Source organism: Rhizobacter sp. (assembly GCA_019635355.1).
Classification (GTDB): Bacteria; Pseudomonadota; Gammaproteobacteria; order Burkholderiales; family Burkholderiaceae_C; genus Rhizobacter.
This window is the reverse complement of sequence record JAHBZQ010000001.1, coordinates 546,961-562,307: the sequence shown is the minus strand read 5'-3', so window position 1 is coordinate 562,307 and position 15,347 is coordinate 546,961. Positions and strand designations below refer to the sequence as shown.

Genomic DNA, 15,347 nt, shown 5'->3' with positions numbered 1-15,347 from the left:
ATGCGTTCAGGTGAGCCGCACACGCGGGTCGACCCAGGTGTAGGCCAGGTCGATCAGCACGTTGCTCGCGATGTAGAGCACGGCGCCGAGGAAGACCATCGAGCGCACGATGGCGAAGTCCTGTCCCGAGATGGCTTCGATCACGAAGGTGCCGAGGCCGGGGATGCCGAAGAAGCTTTCGAACACCAGGCTGCCAAGGAACACATACGGCAGGTAGGAGCCGGCGCTGGTGATGATCGGGATGAGCGCATTGCGCAGCACGTGGCGCAGCAGCACCCAGTGTTCGGCGATGCCCTTCGCGCGCGCGGTGCGCACGTAGTCGCGGCCCACCTCTTCGAGCAGCATGGCGCGGTAGAGCCGCGCCTCGCCACCGAGGCGCGCGAGCAGCGACAGCAGCACCGGCAGCAGCAGGAACTTCACCGCGTCCAGCCCGGGCGCATAGCCGGAGATGGGCACGAGCTTGAGCACCCGCGCAAAGAGGTACTGACCGACGATGATGTAGAAGAGCGCCGAGATCGACAGCATCAGCACGCACAGCACCACGCCCCAGAAGTCGATGCGCGTGTGGCGGAAGAAGACGAGCAGCACCGCCATGCCGGTGCTGAAGATGAGCTGCAGGATGAACACCGGCACCGCCAGCTGCAAGCTCACGCCCATGCGCACCTTGATCTCGTGGCCGATGTCGACCGCGTTGCGCGCGTCCGACCGGCCGAACTCGAGCGCCATCAGCGAGACGGAGCGCTCCCACACGATGGTGTTGGTGAGCTTCTCGCGGCCCTGGGCCTTGTCGTTCCAATAGAGCGGCTTGTCGTAGCCGCGCTCGGCTTTCCACTTGTCGATCTGCTCCTGCGTGACCCGCTTGCCGCCGATGTTGAGCCGCGCCATGTCGTCGGGCGTGTTGACGGTGAAGAAGAGGAAGAAGGTGAGCAGGTTCACCCCGATGAGGATCAGGAGCGCATAGCCCAGGCGGCGCAGCAGGTAGCTCGTCATGCGGCGCGCACCTCTGGTTTGGCCGTGCGCTGCTCGCGCAGGCGGTAGCTGCGCCGGGCGATCCAGCCCAGCCACACGAGCAGCGGCACGGCAGCCAACACCGGCCACCACACCGGCCGGTTCCACTCGGCCTGCGCGTTCGCCCGGGCGACGGCATCGACGCGGTAGTACTTGGCGAGGTCGCGCACCACGATGCTGGGCTTGCCGTTGTGCACCCACGACTGGAAGGCCACGCCCACGTAGGGGAAGTAGCCCCAGGCCCACGGCGCGTCTTGCTGGGCGATGGCCACCATGCGGTCGATCACCTTCTGCTTCTCGGGGCCATCGTCGAGCGTCTGCAGTTGCGCGTAGAGGCGGTCGTATTCCGGGTTCTCGTAGTTGGCGGCGTTCTCACCTTCGTGCTTGACCTTGCCATTCGGGCCGTAGAGCAGGAAGAGGAAGTTCTCGGCGTCGGGGTAGTCGGCCAGCCAGCCCCACCAGAAGATCTGGTGCGTGCCCTTGTGCACCTTGTCCTGGAACTGGTTGTAGTCGGTGGCGCGGATCTCGAGCTGGATGTCGATCTTGGCGAACTGGCGAACCATCCAGTCGAGCTCGGCTTTCAGCTCGGGCGTGGGGGCGCGCTGGTAGTCGTAGTTGAGCACCAGCGGGCGGCCGGTCTTGGCGTCGCGGCCGTTCGGGTAACCGGCTTCGGCCATCAGCTTCTTGGCGTCTTCGATCGGGCGGCGCACGACCTTGCCGTCGACGAGCTTGTGCGTCACCGGGTTCATGCCTTCCACCGTGCCGTGACGCGCACCGAACACGCCGGGCGGCACCGGGCTGTGCGCCGCTTCGCCGCCCTTGTCGCGGAAGATGCGGCCGTAGCCTTCTTCCCAGTCGATGGCGATCGAGATCGCCTGGCGCAGCTTGCGGTTGCGCAGCTGCTGCTCGGGCGTGTCGCCCTTGCCCACCACCGGGTCGAGCCAGTTGAAGCCGAGGTACCAGTTGTTGATGTCGGTGGTGATGGGGAACTTGAAGCCGCGCTGCTCGTATTCGCGGCGCACGGCGTCGGAGTCGTCCATGTCGACACGGAAGACGATGCCCCACTCGGGCCGCTCGATCTCGGGCACGTCGAGGTAGCCCTGCTTGAACTTCTGCTTGAGCGGCACCTTCTCCTTCTCGATGGTGGAGACGATCTTGTCGACGAAGGGCATGGTCTTGCCGCAGTCGTCGAGCAGGCCCGCTTCCTTGTCGCCGGGCATGCCCTCGCAGGGGTAAGGCTCGCCACGGTAGTGGGGGTTGCGCTTCAAGACGTGGCGGCGGTCCTGCACGTACTCGGCCATCATGTACGGGCCCGTGCCCACCGGCCACTGGTTCCACGAGAGGCTGTTGCCCGCCATGCCGGGGCGGGCATAGAACGCGTCCACCTCCCACGGCACCGGCGCGGTGAAGGTCATCGCGAGCCAGTATTTCCACTGCGGGTACTTGCCCTTGATGCGGATGCGCAGGGTGTACTTGTCGAGCGCGGTCACGCCTTCGAGCGGCCACTGGCGGAAGTCGAGGAAGGGTTTGTCTTGCGACGAGGCCGGCAGGCCGGCGCGCAGCTTCGCGTCTTCTGCGCGCACGCTCGCACCGTATTCCTTGAGGCCGATGATGTAGGCCGAGAAGGTGGCGAAGACCGGCGCCTCGATGCGCGGCGTGGCGTGGCGCTTGAAGGCGTAGACGTAGTCGTCGGCCACGAGCTCGCGGGTGCCGGTCTTCTCGAAGTCGAAGGGCGAGCGCTTGTCGCCCAGCTGCTCGCGCGTGAGCTGGTGGTAGAGGTAGCGGCCCTGCTCGTCTTTCGCAAACGCCGGGTGCGGCGCGTAGAGGATGCCGGGCTTGATCTTGATGTCGTACACGCTCTCGGCGATCTGCGCGGCGGGCGCATCGGCCGGCAGGCGCTGGCCGTCGGCCGCGAGGTACACCGGCTGCACCACGGCTTCAGCCGCCTTCGGGATCAGCTCGTATGGCCGCTTGAGGTAGTGGTAGCCATAGAGCGGCTCGTAGATCGAGTAGGTGTAGGGCGTCTCGGGGTTGCTGTACGACGCCGTCGGGTCGAGGTAGCGCGGGGAACGCTCGTCGAACGAGTTGAAGAGCGTGTTTTCCTTTTCAGCGCCTGCCGGGTACGGGCTGTTGTTGCAGCCGACCAGCAGCGCCACCACAACACCCAACACGAGCGAGATCCGGCGTGCGAGGCAAAGTGGTTGCATGGTCGAGCGGCGTCAGTGGTCCCAGCCCATCAGCACATCGCGTGCCTGTACCAGGAGCGTGACCTTCGCGCCCACTGGCATCGTCACCTTGGTCGGCACGTGACCGAAGGGCAGCCCGGTGAGGATGGGCGTCTTGGTCTGGCTGCGCAGGTACTCGACCACGCCCTTCAGCGAGTAGCCCCGGTCGAGCGGCGATTTCTTGAACTCGGTGAAGCTGCCCAGCACCACCGCCTTCTGCGCGTTCAGCACCCCCGCCTGGTGCAACTGCAGCAGGCTGCGCTCGATGCGGTACGGGTGCTCGTTCACGTCTTCGAGGAAGAGGATGCCGCCCTTGACCTTGGGGAAGTGCGGCGTGCCGAGCAGCGCGTTGAGCACGCAGAGGTTGCCGCCCCACAGCACGCCCTTGGCCTGCAGGCCGTCGAAGCCGGCCTCGGTGCGAAAGCCCACCGCTTCGAGCGCGCCGGTCATGGCTTCGACGAAGCAGTCTTGCGTGATGTCGTCGACCGTCTCGCCGCCGAAGTCGCCCACCGCCAGCGGCCCGGCCCAGCTCTGTGCGCCGGTGTGGGCGAGCAGGCCGAGCTGGAGCGCGGTCATGTCGCTGTGGCCGACCCAGCGGGTGCCGTGGGCCACGCTCTTGGCGACGAGCTTCCAGTCGATGCGGTCGAGCAGGCGGGTGAGGCCGTAGCCGCCTCGGGTGGCGAGCGCGATGTCGGGCCGCGCCTTGGCGATGCGGTGCAGCGCGTCGAGCCGCGTGTCGTCATCGCCGCCGAAGCGCTGGTGCTTGGCGAGGGCCGCTTCGTCCACCGTCACCTCGAACCCTTGGGCCGCCAGGCGCCGGGCCGCCAGCTTCAGCGGCGCGGCCTTCAGCACCACGCCGGCCGGCGTGAAGAGCGTGAGGTGCTGCGGGTGGGCCTCAGCTTCGTGGTGGTGATGATGGTGGTGGCTCAACTTCGACAACCTCTCCGGTCGGTATCACGTCAATCGTGTCAGGGGCGGCGCCGAACTCGCTGTCGCCGGGCTCGGCGGGCTGGGCCCGCCGCTTGCGGTACAGCTCGCGCCGCTCGGCGAAGAAATCGCGCAGCACCTTGCCGCACTCGTCGGCCAGCACGCCGCTTTCGATCTGGGTGTGGTGGTTGAGTTGCGGCACGGCGAACAGGTCGACCACCGAGCCGGCCGCGCCGGTCTTGGGGTCGGTGGCACCGAACACCACGCGCTTGAAGCGTGCGTGCATCAGCGCCATCGCGCACATGGCGCAGGGCTCGAGCGTCACGTAGAGCTCGCACTCGGGCAGGCGGTAGTTGCCGAGCAGCGTGGCCGCGTGGCGCAGGGCCACGATCTCGGCGTGGGCGGTGGGGTCGTGCTCGGTGATCGGGCGGTTGTAGCCGGTGGCGATCACCTGCCCGCCCTTCATGATCACGGCCCCCACCGGCACCTCGCCGACCAGCCACGCGTTGTGGGCCTGGTCGAGCGCGATGCGCATGGCGTGTTCGTCGGCAGGGGTGCTCATTTGTCGGCGGCTTCGGTGCGGCGGGCGGCGTCTTCCAGGGCCTTGTTGACATCCTGGCGCACCTGCTCCTGGATCTGTGCCGCCTGCTGCTGGGTGGACGTTCCGGGTGCACTGGCGGTGATCGGCGAGACGACCGTCGCCGTCTTCACCGAGCGGCTCGCCACCACCGCCACGATGGCCAGCACCAACAGCAACGACACCACACCGAGCACAGCCTTCATGATCGCCCTGCAACCTGGGAAGCCCGCACTGTAACCGGCAGACCGTATGCTGCGGCCTCGATGCAAGACAGCCTGTTTCCCGAAGACGCACCGCTCGCGCCGCCTCGGCCGGCGCCTGCCCCGGCCGGGGCACCGGCACCGGCACCGGCGAACGAAGCGCCCAAGCGCCGTGGTGGCAAGGTCCTGCCCTGCCCGCCCGACGAGTCGCTCGTGTCGCTCGCCCGCGAGCTGCCGCCGCGGCTTCGCCTCGGTGGCTCGTCGTGGAGCTACCCCGGCTGGAAAGCCCTGGTGTGGGAAGGCGAGCACAACGAATCCAAGCTGTCGCGCGAAGGGCTCACCGCCTACGCGCAGCACCCGCTCTTTCGCAGCGTGTGCATCGACCGCAGTTTCTACCGCGCACTCACCGCGCAGCAATACGCCCGCTATGCCGCGCAGGTGCCCGACGACTTCCGCTTCGTGGTGAAGGCGCCCGCCTCGGTCACCGATGCCACCGTGCGCAGCGAAAACGGCCGCGCGGTGCAGGAGAACCCGGTCTTCCTCAACCCCGAGATCGCGATCCGCGAGTTCGTGGAACCCGCGCTCGACGGCCTCGCCACCAAGCTCGGCGTGCTGGTGTTCCAGCTGAGCCCGCTGCCCTTGCCGCTGCTGACCCGGCTCGACGAGGTGTTCGAGCGGCTGCGCGCGCTGCTGCAGGCCCTGCCCTCGCTGGCCGCCGCACCCGACGCGGTGGTGGCGGTGGAAGTGCGCGACCCGGAGTTCCTGACACCCGCCTTCGCCGCCCTCTTGCGCGACTGCGGCGCGGCCTTCTGCCTCGGCCTGCAAGCCAAGATGCCACCCATCGACGGCCAGCTGCCCATGCTGCGGGCGATGTGGCCCGGCCCGCTGGTGTGCCGCTGGAACCTCAACCCGGTCAACGGCGCCTATGGCTACGAATCGGCAGAGAAACGCTACGCCCCGTTCGACAAGCTGCTCGACCCCGACCCGCACACCCGCGAGACGCTCGCCCGCGTGATCGCTGCGACCACGGCCGCCGGGCACAACGCCTTCGTCACCATCAGCAACCACGCCGAAGGTTGCGCGCCGCTCACGGCCGCGGCGCTCGCGCAGGCGGTGGTGTCACGCCGGGCTTGACGCGCCCAGCAAGGGCCAGCGTGCAAGCGGCACATGGCGCGCCTGGCCGATCAGGCTGTCGACGAGCACGAACTCCTTCACCCGCCACATGATGGGCTCGACGGGCTGGGGCGGCCGCAGCTGATCGTCGTAGAGCAAGGTGACGTGCGGTGTGAAGCGTGCCTCGGCCAGCTGGCCGAGGCCGCGGCGGGCGAGTGCGTCGCTCAGCGCCTGGCGAAAGGCCACCAGCGCGGCCAGGCCCTCGTCGCTGCCGCGCAGCACCAAGGGCCGCTTGCGCGGGCGGCCGGCAAAGCTCACCGCGTGGTCGAAGGTGACGTCGAAGGGTGTGCCCTGCAGCTCCGAAGCCGCAGCACTCAGCCCATTGACCAGCGCCTGCGGCAAACCGACGTGATCGCCAAAGAAATGCAGCGTGACGTGAAAGCGCGAGCTCGCAAGCGGCCGGCCCTTGAGGCCGTGCTCCGCCTTCAGGCGCCTGGCCAGGTCGGCGATGGCGGTGGCAGCGGGCGCCTCGGGCAACAGCGCGAAGAAGAGCCGATCGGTCGGCCGCCGGGGCGGCTCGATGCCCGGCAGAAGCAGTTGCCCGGCCGGCGCATCGGCGCGCCGCGTCATTCCCATTCGATGGCCCACCGTGCCCGCGAAGCCGCGCCGGTGCTGGGTCGGTGAGATGGCAACATTTTTTCGTACCGGCGAGAACGGGTGGCGAGTCTAAGTCTTCCGTGCAGCCGGCTCCCACTCGAATACGACGTCTTGCATGCCCTGCAGCAGAACCTTGCGGCCAAGCGCCGGCAGCTGCTCTCTCCCTTCGACGATGCTCAGGAAATGGTTGCCCGCCAACGGCCCCATCTTGCTGGCAAAACTGCAGGCGCCGTAGGCGATCAACAGCTCCGTTTCGCTGAAGCCTCCCGGGTAGAACAGCACGTCACCTGCCGACGGGTGGCTGGTGTGGTTCTCGTAACCCACGCCCAGCTGGAAGTCGCCCAGCGGGACCCAAACCGCTTCACCGCTCCAGCGCACATGAATGATCCTCTGCCGGTAGGGCAGCAGCTTGGCGAACGCCGCAAAGGTGGCGGGCGCATCGGGGTGGGCCTCGGCGAGGAAACGGTACCCCGCCGCAACGATCTGCAGACGTTGCGGCATGCTCATGCGTCCACCTCCACCCAGCGCCGCCAGCTCTGCTCGCGCGGGCGTGGGCGAGCCGCCTCCGGCCGTTCGCAGTGCAGGAACTGGCCCGCACCGGCGCGGCCGAGGAACTCCTTCCCGTCCCAGACCACCTCGCCGCGCAGCAGCGTCATCGCGGGCCAGGCCTGCAGTTCGCGGCCCTCGTAGGGCGTGTAGTCGGCGGCGTGGTGCAGCGCCTCGTTGCGGATGGTGTAGGGCATGCCCGTGTCCCAGACGACGAGGTCGGCGTCGCTGCCGATGGCAATGGTGCCCTTGCGCGGGTACAGGCCATACAGGCGCGCCGCGTTGGTGGCGGTGAGCGCGACGAACTGCTGGAGGGTGAGGCGCCCGGTGAGCACGCCTTCCGAGAACAGCAGGCCCATGCGCGTCTCGATGCCGGGCACGCCGTTGGGGATGTAAGGGAACTCGGGTTCCCTGCCGCCCAAGCGCTTGCCGCCCGCGTCGTTGTCGTAGTTGAAGGGCGCGTGGTCCGACGACAGCACGGTGAAGAGGCCATCGGCCAGACCGTCCCAGATCACCTGCTGGTTGGCCTTGTCTCGCGGCGGCGGGCTGCACACGCAGCGTGCGCCGTGGAAGCCCGGCAGGCCCAGGTCGTCCTGCGTGAGGAAGAGGTACTGCGGGCAGGTCTCGGCAAACACGTTGAGCCCCTTGGCGCGGGCCCAGCGGATCTGATCCACCGCCTCGGCACCCGACACGTGCACCAGCAGGATGGGCACGTCGACCAGCTCGGCGAGCGTGATGGCGCGGTGCGTGGCCTCGCGCTCCACCGGCGAGGGGCGCGACAGGCCGTGGAAACGCGGCGCCGTCTTGCCCACCGCGAGCAGGCGCTCGGTGAGGTAGGTGATGGCGTCGGTGTTCTCGGCGTGGACCATCACCATCGCGCGATGCAGGCGCGCCACCTCCAGCAGCTCGAGGATCTGCCGATCGTCGAGCTTCATGTCCTCGTAGGTCATGTAGAGCTTGAACGAGGTGTAGCCACGGTCGATGAGCGAGGGCAGCTCCTCGTGCAGCACCGTCGGCGTGGGGTCGCTCACGATCAGGTGGAAGGCGTAGTCGACACTCGCCTTGCCGTCGGCACGGCGGTGGTAGTCGTCGACCGCCGCCTTCACGCCCTGCCCTTTCTGTTGCGCCGCGAAGGGGATGACGGTGGTGGTGCCGCCGCAGGCCGCCGAGCGGGTGCCAGTCTCGAAGTCGTCGGCCATGCGCACGGGCGGCAGCATCGGCTGGTCGATGTGGCAGTGCGAGTCGACCCCGCCGGGGGTGACGAAGCGGCCGGCGGCATCGATCTCTCGGGTGTGGGGGCCGGCGGGCAGGTTTTCGCCGAGCGCGGTGATGCGACCGCCGGTGATGCCGATGTCGCAACGGAAGAGGTCGGCCGCGGTGGCCGCCTTCGCATTGCGCACGATCAGGTCGAAGGGCGTGCTCATGCGATCTCCTCCGCGAACAGGCTGCCCCAGCCCTTCACGCGCCGTGTGTCGACGCCGCACATCCGCAGTGACTTCCACACTGCGGTGCTCACGGTGTCATAGACCGGGATGCCGAGTTCCGCTTCCAGCGCCGGCGCCAGGTGCGCCGCACGCAGGTTGGTGCAGAAGGTGGTGAGGCACTGCGGCTTCGCCTTCGCCACTTCTCGCGACATGCCGGTCAGCTGCTCAGGCGTGACCTCCGAGAAGCTGAAGTTCACGCTCTGGTTCAGGTGCTGCTCGGCCACGCATTCGAAGCCACTCCTCGCGTAGTTGGCGACGATGGCCGACTGCACGTCGTGCAGGTAGGGCGTGACCAGGCCGAAGCGGCGGCGTTCTGTCTTCTCCATGATCTCGTTGAGCGCCAGCACCGAGGTGCAGCAGCGGATGCCCACCTCTTCTTCGATGCGCTGGCACAGCGCCACGTCGGCGTCGAAGCCCAGCCAGCCCGACGAGGTGCCGTTCCACGCGATCACATCGACACGCGCATCGGCCAGCAGGCGCGCCGCCTCGAGGATGGGCGCCATGTCGAACTGGCCCAAGGCCTGCGGCTTGAGCGAGATCTCGGTCACGCGGAAGCGCCCGAAATGCGCGCTGACCTCAGGCAGCCCGGCCAGCATGGCCGAGGTGATCGGCTCCAGCGCGGTGTTGGAAGACGGGGTCAGCATCCCCAGCAGAACGCGCTTCATGCGAAGCACCCGCAAACGTCCCTACAATTTTTCATTGCCAGCCTCTCTGGTTTCGTCGACAAAATCGCACATGCCTGCACACAAAGCCGCTCGCAAGAGTGTTGCCACCCCTCCTGCAACTTCGCTGCCGAGCGGCGCCATCGTGCGCAGCGCCATCTACGACCGCATCCTCCAGGCGGTGCTCGAGCACCGGCTGCCGCCGGGCACCAAGCTCGTGGAAGACCGCCTCGCCGAGCTCTTCGACACCAGCCGCGCGCAGGTGCGCGACGTGCTCGCGCGCCTGGCCGACGAGGGTGTGGTCACCACCATCCCGAACCGAGGCGCGTTCATCGCCTCGCCCACGCCGGAAGAAACGCGCGAGGTGTTCGAGGCGCGGCGCCTCATCGAGCCGGCGCTCGTGCGCCGCTTCATCGCCCGGCGCGACGACGCCGCGGTGGAGAAGCTGCGCGCCCTCGTCCTCGAGGAGCAGCAGGCGCGCACCCGGCAGGACCGGCCAACCATGGTGCGCCTGTCGGGCGAGTTCCACATCCGCCTGGCCGAATACGCCGGCAACCGCATGCTCGAACGCAGCATGCGGGCGCTGGCCTCGCTCACTTGCCTGTCGATCTTTCTCTACGACGCGCCGCACGCCACCGCCTGCCGCGAAGACGAGCACGAGCTGCTGCTCAATGCCATCGCCCGCCGCCGCGCCGACCGGGCGGCCGAGCTGATGCTGGAGCACCTGGCCCACATCGAGGCCTCGCTCGACCTGCGCGCGCCGCGCGACGAAGCGGTCGACCTCGCCGCGGCGCTGATGCCGCGCTGAGCCGCCGACGGCCGGCCACGCTGGAAGAAGGTGCGCCGGTCTGCACCGGCATGGTTCGTTGCGCACTGTTTGTCGGCATTAACATTTCAGATTGTCGACAATATGCACTATTCATGCCGACATTCGTGGCGTGAATTGATGGCACGTTTCTTGTGTTCGGCAGGTTCATGCCTTGCCGAGACACCCGCCCATGACGCCACGCCGCACCCTCCTGCGCGGCGCGCTGGCACTCGTCGGCGATGAGCTGAGCTTCGACCGCCAGCCGCGCGACGTGCTGGTCGCGGATGGGCGGATCCTGGCCATCGAGCCCGCCGGCCGCATCGAACACGCCGACGAGGTGATCGAGCTGCCCCAACGCCTGCTCGCCCCCGGCCTCGTCAACGGCCACCAGCATTCGCACGAGCACTTCCAGCGCGGCCGCACCGAGAACCTGCCGCTGGAGCTGTGGATGCACCTGGTGCGCACGCGCATCCCGGTCAAGCTGACGCCGCGGCAGGTGTACCTGCGCACGATGATCGGCGCCATCGAAAGCCTGCGCGCCGGCTGCACCACGCTGGTCGACGACCTGGCGCTCGGCCCCACCATCGCCCGCGATCAGATCGACGCCGCGCTGCAGGCCTACGACGACGCGGGCATCCGTGCACTGGTCGGCTTCGCGATGATGGACACGCCCATCGTCGACAACTTCCCCTTCGTCGACGAGCTGGTGCCCGCTGAACTGCTGGCCGAGCTGCGTGCCACACCGCGGCCGAGCATCGATGCGCAGGTGGCGCTGGTGCAGGAGCTGGCCGCCGCGCGCCACCCGCAGCAGCGGCGTGTCGGCGTGCTGGTCTCGGCCTCGGCACCGCAGCGCTGCACCGACAACTACCTGAAACGGCTGCGCGCCCTGGCCGACGAGCTGGCGCTGCCCGTCATCACCCACGTGCAGGAGACACGCCTGCAGGTCGTGACCGGCCAGGTCTTCCACGGCTGCACACTCGTCGAGCACCTCGACAGCCTCGGCTTCCTGAAACCTGCCACCAGCCTCATCCACGCGGTGTGGCTCAACCCGCGCGAGATCGCATTGCTGGCCGAGACCGGTGCGACGGCACAGCACAACCCGTGGAGCAACCTGCTGCTGGGCTCGGGCGTGCAGCCGGTGCGCGAGCTGCTCGACGCGGGTGTGAACGTGAGCCTCGGCTCCGATGGCTCGTGCTCCACCGTCACCACCAACATGCTGCAAACCGTGGGCAGCGCCGCCGGCCTCTCCAAGCTGCGCGGTGACGAGCCCTCGCGCTGGCTGAGCGCGCGCGAAGCGTGGCACGCCGGCACGCTGGCCGGTGGGCGTGCATTGGGTTTCGGTGACTCGCTCGGCAGCCTGCGGGTCGGTGCGCGTGCCGACCTGGTCGGCTACCGGCTCGACAGCGTGAGCTTCACGCCGCTCAACGACCCGCTGCGCCAGCTCGTGTACGCCGAGCGTGGTGCAGGGGTCGACTTCGCGATGGTCGATGGAGAGGTGGCGATGCGCAGCAGCCGCCTCACCCGCATCGACGAGGCCGCGCTGCTCGCCGAGATCGAGCACGAATTCCACGACTTGGCTGATCGCTACCGCGAGGCCGAAGTGTCGACCGCGCCGGTGCTGGCGGCGATGGAAGCGATCTACCGCCGCTCGCTGACGCTGCCGATCACCGGCGACACCTTTGCGGCGCGGCTCGCACCGCTCAACCCCGCATGAAGCTGCTGCTCCTCAACCCCAACACCACACAGGCCGTGACCGATGCCGTGGCGGTGGCCGCACGCGCCGCCGCACGCCCCGGCACCGAGCTGAAGGCGGTGACCGGCCGCTTCGGGCCGGTGGTGATCGGCTCGCGCGCCGAAAACGCATTGGCCCATCACAGCGTGCTGCAACTCGCCGCCGAGCACGCGCACGACTGCGACGCGGTGGTGCTCGCCGTCTCGCTCGACACCGGCCTCTGGGCCTGCCGCGAGCTGCTGAAGGTGCCGGTGATCGGCATGACCGAGGCCGGGCTGCTGGTGGGCTGCAGCGTGGCGACGCGCATCGGCCTCATCACCTACGGCCGGCGCATGGGCCCGCTGTACCGCGAGATGGCCGAGGGTTACGGCCTCGCGTCGCGCCTGGCCGGCATTGCCACGCTGGACGTCACGCCGCAACAGACCTTCAGCGAGCCGCAGGTGGTGCGCGATGCAGTGCTCAGCGCCGCACGGCAGCTGGTGCAACACGATGGCGCCGAGGCGGTGCTGCTGGCCGGTGCGGCCATGGCCGCGATGGCGGCCGAGCTGCAGCCCGAGGTCGAGGTGCCGCTGCTCGATGGCGTGGCCTGCGCGGTGGCGCTGGCCGAAGCGCATGCGACGCTCAGGCTGCCGAAGGCGCGCAGCGGCAGCGTGTGCAGCACCGGCGGGCGCGAGGTGCGCGGCGTGTCACCCGAACTGGCGAACCTGTTCGCGCAACGGCCATGAACCCACCGCACACACCCCACACCTGGACCGCCCGCGAATGCGCCCAGCGCGTGCAGGCGCGCGAGCTGAGCGCCGTCGAGGTGGCTCACCACTTCATCGAGCGCGTGGTGCAGCTCAACCCCGCACTCAACGCGATCGTGCAGTTCGACGCCGAGGCGGTGATCGCCGAAGCACGCCGTGTCGACGAACGACTGGCAGCGGGCGAGTCGCTGCCGATGGCCGGCGTGCCGGTCACCATCAAGGACAACCTCTGGGTCGAGGGCCGCACCGTCACGCAGGGCTCGCGGCTCTTCGCCGACTTCGTCGCACCGCGCGATGCGTGGGCGGTGGCCCGCTTGCGTGCGCTGGGTGCCGTCGTGCTCGGCATCACCAACTGTTCCGAGTTCGCCTGCAAGGGCGTGACCGAGAACCTCGTCTACGGCCCCACGCGCCACCCGATGGACAACACGCTCACGCCCGGCGGCTCGTCGGGCGGCGCGGTGTCGGCACTCGCCGCAGGCCTCGGCCTGCTGGCGCTCGGCACCGATGCCGGCGGCTCCATCCGCCGCCCGGCGGCGCACTGCGGCCTGGTCGGGCACAAGCCCTCGCAGGGCGTGATCCCGCACCCCTGGGGCTTCTCCGAGCCGAACTACGGCGTGTCGGTGATCGGCCTCGCGGCGCGCAACGCAGGCGATTGCGCCTGGCTGCTCGATCATCTGTCCGGCTTCGACAACGGCGACCCGAGCGCTCCGCCCCTGGGCGTGGCGCTTCAAGCGCATGCCACCACGGCCATCGAACCCCCTCGCGAACTGCGCATCGCCTGGAGCCCGCAACTCGGCTGCGGCTACGCCATCGACGCCGACGTGCTGGCCGCCCTCACCGCACGCGTGAACGCCTTGCGTGAGGCCGGCTGGTCGGTGACCGAGGCCGACCCGCCATGGCCCGATGGCATCCGCGAATACCCGCTCGCCGCCTTGCAGCACGCCGGCCTGCACACGCTCTACGGCGACGCATTGAAAACGCGCCGCCACGACATCGACCCCGACCTCGCCGCGCAGATCGACGCCGGCGCATCGATCACGCCAGAAGAAGTGGCGCGTGTGCTGAGACTGCGCGAACGCATCGTCGCCAGCCTCTCGCGCTTCTTCGATACCTACGACCTCTTGCTGTGCCCCACCGCCCCAGTGACGGCGTGGCCGCTGGGCCAGATCGGCCCGCCGGTGATCGGCGGCATGCCGGCCGGCCCCCGAGGCCACGCCGCGTTCACACCGCTCTTCAACTACTGCGGCGTCCCCGCGTGCTCGGTGCCCGCCGGTCTCGTGCGCGGGCTCCCGGTCGGCTTGCAGGTCGTCGCACCCCGCTTCGAAGACGCGCGTGTGCTGCAGATGGCGGCCTTGCTGGAGCGCCTGCCATGACCCGCGCCGCACAGCTTTGGGGAAAGAAGTTTGGTATGCAAATTGCACGTCAACGATCAGCGCAGGGCTGCAAGGGCCCTCTTGGTTGGCGTGCCGAGCGAAACGTGTGCATCACGGCGCTGGCTGCCCCCGGCGACCGTGATCCACCGTTGTGTGTCATCAGCAACGTGCACCTGGCCCAGGTGCTTTTCAACGGAGATCACCATGTTTGAGCGTGTCAGCAGCCCCTCTTCTTCCCTGACATCCCGCCGCAGCTTCCTCAAGAGCAGCGGCATCGCCGGCGCCAGCATCGCGCTGCCGGCCGGCCTGGCCAGCACCCTGATGCCCGGCCTCGCCGGCGCCCAGACGCAGACCGTCATCAAGGCCACCCACGGCTCGGGCCTGTGCAACCTGGCCTTCTTCCTCGCCAAGAAACGCGAGCTCTCCAAGGCCGACGGCGTCACGCTCGACTTCGTGGTCACGCCCACCAATGCCGACATCGCCACGCTCTTCGGCGCGGGCCAGGTCGACATGTCGGTGATCCCGTATTCGAACTTCCTCACGCTGTACGACGCCGGTGCGCCGGTGAAGATCGTCGCCGGCGCCGGTGTCGACGGTTGCATCCTCATCGCACGCGAAGGCATCAAGAGCGCGGCGGATCTCAAGGGCAAGTCGATCGGCACCTTCCAGGCCGACACGTTGGAGGTGCTGCCCTACGACTACTTGAAGAAGGCCGGCCTCACCTTCAAGGACGTGAAGGTGCGCTACTTCAACACCTCGCCGGAAATGGCCCAGGCCTACAACGCCGGCGCGGTGGATGCCATCTGCCACATCGAGCCCTACGCCACGCAGTGCCTCACCGCGCGCAAAGGCTCGACCATCCTCAGCGACGGCAGCGACATCTACGGCAAGCACTACTCCGACTGCGTGCTCGCCGTGCGCACGCCGCTGATCGAGAAGAACCCGAAGGCGGTGAAGGCCGTCATCAAGGCCATGATGGTCGCGCAGAGCCAGGCCGAGGCCGACCCCGAAGCCGCGCTGAAAGACACCGTCGGCACCTACTACAAGACCACGATGGAAGCCGCCAAGCTCGCCGCGAGCAAGCAGCCCATCATGATCGACCAGCGCAAGAACACGCAGTTCATCCTCGACCGCGGTCAATCGATGAAGGAGCTGGGCTACGTGAAGAAGCTCGCGCCTCGCGCCGCCATCGACTGGACGCTGCTCGACCAGGTCATCGCCGAGAACCAGAGCCTGTACGCCGGCCTCAAGCTCAAGACCACGGCCTGACCCGCGGCGCATGCAAA

16 protein-coding genes are annotated in these 15,347 nt (G+C 68.5%); 7 read left to right on the top strand and 9 right to left on the bottom strand.

Going from position 1 to position 15,347, the window contains the following annotated elements; genetic code table 11:
• Positions 1-6 precede the first annotated feature (6 nt).
• Genes KF892_02500 through KF892_02480 form a run of 5 tightly spaced genes read right to left on the bottom strand, consistent with a single transcriptional unit; the run spans position 7 to position 4,943 of the window.
• Positions 7-990: an ABC transporter permease gene (locus KF892_02500; protein MBX3623856.1), complete on the bottom strand. Its 984-nt coding sequence runs from the start codon at positions 988-990 to the stop codon at positions 7-9.
• Complete coding sequence (locus KF892_02495) at positions 987-3,215, bottom strand: ABC transporter substrate-binding protein (protein ID MBX3623855.1); 2,229 nt, start codon at positions 3,213-3,215, stop codon at positions 987-989. The genes KF892_02500 and KF892_02495 overlap by 4 nt, the downstream gene beginning before the upstream one ends.
• Positions 3,216-3,227: 12 nt before the next feature.
• A complete protein-coding gene (locus KF892_02490) occupies positions 3,228-4,172 on the bottom strand; it encodes an LD-carboxypeptidase (GenBank protein ID MBX3623854.1) in 945 nt (314 codons plus the stop codon).
• Positions 4,129-4,722 (bottom strand): tRNA adenosine(34) deaminase TadA, encoded by a 594-nt coding sequence (gene tadA, locus KF892_02485; protein ID MBX3623853.1) that lies wholly within the window; start codon positions 4,720-4,722, stop codon positions 4,129-4,131. The genes KF892_02490 and tadA overlap by 44 nt, the downstream gene beginning before the upstream one ends.
• A complete protein-coding gene (locus KF892_02480) occupies positions 4,719-4,943 on the bottom strand; it encodes a hypothetical protein (protein MBX3623852.1) in 225 nt (74 codons plus the stop codon). The genes tadA and KF892_02480 overlap by 4 nt, the downstream gene beginning before the upstream one ends.
• 60 nt (positions 4,944-5,003) lie before the next feature.
• On the opposite strand from KF892_02480, the gene KF892_02475 reads away from it, so the two are divergent.
• Positions 5,004-6,074, top strand: coding sequence for a DUF72 domain-containing protein (locus KF892_02475; GenBank protein MBX3623851.1), 1,071 nt, complete (start codon positions 5,004-5,006; stop codon positions 6,072-6,074).
• On the opposite strand, the gene KF892_02470 is transcribed toward KF892_02475, so the two are convergent.
• The 4 genes from KF892_02470 to KF892_02455 all read right to left on the bottom strand — a co-directional run bounded on the left by KF892_02470 (position 6,060) and on the right by KF892_02455 (position 9,405).
• The gene (locus KF892_02470; protein ID MBX3623850.1) at positions 6,060-6,683 is read right to left on the bottom strand and encodes a 2'-5' RNA ligase family protein; all 624 of its coding nucleotides are present in this window, start codon (positions 6,681-6,683) and stop codon (positions 6,060-6,062) included. The two genes, KF892_02475 and KF892_02470, sit on opposite strands and share 15 nt — an antisense overlap.
• Before the next feature lie 96 nt (positions 6,684-6,779).
• Complete coding sequence (locus KF892_02465) at positions 6,780-7,211, bottom strand: DUF3830 family protein (protein MBX3623849.1); 432 nt, start codon at positions 7,209-7,211, stop codon at positions 6,780-6,782.
• Between the two features lie 2 nt (positions 7,212-7,213).
• Positions 7,214-8,680, bottom strand: a complete 1,467-nt coding sequence (hydA, locus tag KF892_02460; GenBank protein ID MBX3623848.1) for a dihydropyrimidinase — start codon at positions 8,678-8,680, stop codon at positions 7,214-7,216.
• The gene (locus KF892_02455; protein ID MBX3623847.1) at positions 8,677-9,405 is read right to left on the bottom strand and encodes an Asp/Glu/hydantoin racemase; all 729 of its coding nucleotides are present in this window, start codon (positions 9,403-9,405) and stop codon (positions 8,677-8,679) included. The genes hydA and KF892_02455 overlap by 4 nt, the downstream gene beginning before the upstream one ends.
• A gap of 70 nt (positions 9,406-9,475) precedes the next feature.
• On the opposite strand from KF892_02455, the gene KF892_02450 reads away from it, so the two are divergent.
• The 6 genes from KF892_02450 to KF892_02425 all read left to right on the top strand — a co-directional run bounded on the left by KF892_02450 (position 9,476) and on the right by KF892_02425 (position 15,330).
• Entirely contained in the window at positions 9,476-10,210 is a 735-nt protein-coding gene (locus tag KF892_02450) for a GntR family transcriptional regulator (protein MBX3623846.1), read from the top strand.
• 190 nt (positions 10,211-10,400) lie between these two features.
• On the top strand, positions 10,401-11,924 hold the full coding sequence (locus KF892_02445; protein MBX3623845.1) for an amidohydrolase family protein: 1,524 nt from the start codon (positions 10,401-10,403) through the stop codon (positions 11,922-11,924).
• Positions 11,921-12,667 (top strand): Asp/Glu/hydantoin racemase, encoded by a 747-nt coding sequence (locus KF892_02440; protein ID MBX3623844.1) that lies wholly within the window; start codon positions 11,921-11,923, stop codon positions 12,665-12,667. The genes KF892_02445 and KF892_02440 overlap by 4 nt, the downstream gene beginning before the upstream one ends.
• Complete coding sequence (locus KF892_02435) at positions 12,664-14,061, top strand: amidase (protein MBX3623843.1); 1,398 nt, start codon at positions 12,664-12,666, stop codon at positions 14,059-14,061. Before KF892_02440 ends, KF892_02435 begins: the two co-directional genes overlap by 4 nt.
• The gene (locus tag KF892_02430; GenBank protein MBX3623842.1) at positions 14,058-14,273 is read left to right on the top strand and encodes a hypothetical protein; all 216 of its coding nucleotides are present in this window, start codon (positions 14,058-14,060) and stop codon (positions 14,271-14,273) included. The genes KF892_02435 and KF892_02430 overlap by 4 nt, the downstream gene beginning before the upstream one ends.
• Positions 14,266-15,330 carry an ABC transporter substrate-binding protein gene (locus tag KF892_02425; protein ID MBX3623841.1) on the top strand — a complete coding sequence of 355 codons (1,065 nt, stop codon included), beginning with the start codon at positions 14,266-14,268 and terminating at the stop codon, positions 15,328-15,330. The genes KF892_02430 and KF892_02425 overlap by 8 nt, the downstream gene beginning before the upstream one ends.
• The last annotated feature ends 17 nt before the right edge of the window (positions 15,331-15,347 follow it).

Coding starts and splice junctions, on each gene's coding strand:
- KF892_02500 (MBX3623856.1), bottom strand. CDS start 990: ATGACGAGCTACCTGCTGCGCCGCCTGGGCTATGCGCTCCTGATCCTC.
- KF892_02495 (MBX3623855.1), bottom strand. CDS start 3,215: ATGCAACCACTTTGCCTCGCACGCCGGATCTCGCTCGTGTTGGGTGTT.
- tadA (MBX3623853.1), bottom strand. CDS start 4,722: ATGAGCACCCCTGCCGACGAACACGCCATGCGCATCGCGCTCGACCAG.
- KF892_02480 (MBX3623852.1), bottom strand. CDS start 4,943: ATGAAGGCTGTGCTCGGTGTGGTGTCGTTGCTGTTGGTGCTGGCCATC.
- KF892_02475 (MBX3623851.1), top strand. CDS start 5,004: ATGCAAGACAGCCTGTTTCCCGAAGACGCACCGCTCGCGCCGCCTCGG.
- KF892_02470 (MBX3623850.1), bottom strand. CDS start 6,683: ATGACGCGGCGCGCCGATGCGCCGGCCGGGCAACTGCTTCTGCCGGGC.
- KF892_02465 (MBX3623849.1), bottom strand. CDS start 7,211: ATGCCGCAACGTCTGCAGATCGTTGCGGCGGGGTACCGTTTCCTCGCC.
- hydA (MBX3623848.1), bottom strand. CDS start 8,680: ATGAGCACGCCCTTCGACCTGATCGTGCGCAATGCGAAGGCGGCCACC.
- KF892_02455 (MBX3623847.1), bottom strand. CDS start 9,405: ATGAAGCGCGTTCTGCTGGGGATGCTGACCCCGTCTTCCAACACCGCG.
- KF892_02450 (MBX3623846.1), top strand. CDS start 9,476: ATGCCTGCACACAAAGCCGCTCGCAAGAGTGTTGCCACCCCTCCTGCA.
- KF892_02445 (MBX3623845.1), top strand. CDS start 10,401: ATGACGCCACGCCGCACCCTCCTGCGCGGCGCGCTGGCACTCGTCGGC.
- KF892_02440 (MBX3623844.1), top strand. CDS start 11,921: ATGAAGCTGCTGCTCCTCAACCCCAACACCACACAGGCCGTGACCGAT.
- KF892_02435 (MBX3623843.1), top strand. CDS start 12,664: ATGAACCCACCGCACACACCCCACACCTGGACCGCCCGCGAATGCGCC.
- KF892_02430 (MBX3623842.1), top strand. CDS start 14,058: ATGACCCGCGCCGCACAGCTTTGGGGAAAGAAGTTTGGTATGCAAATT.
- KF892_02425 (MBX3623841.1), top strand. CDS start 14,266: ATGTTTGAGCGTGTCAGCAGCCCCTCTTCTTCCCTGACATCCCGCCGC.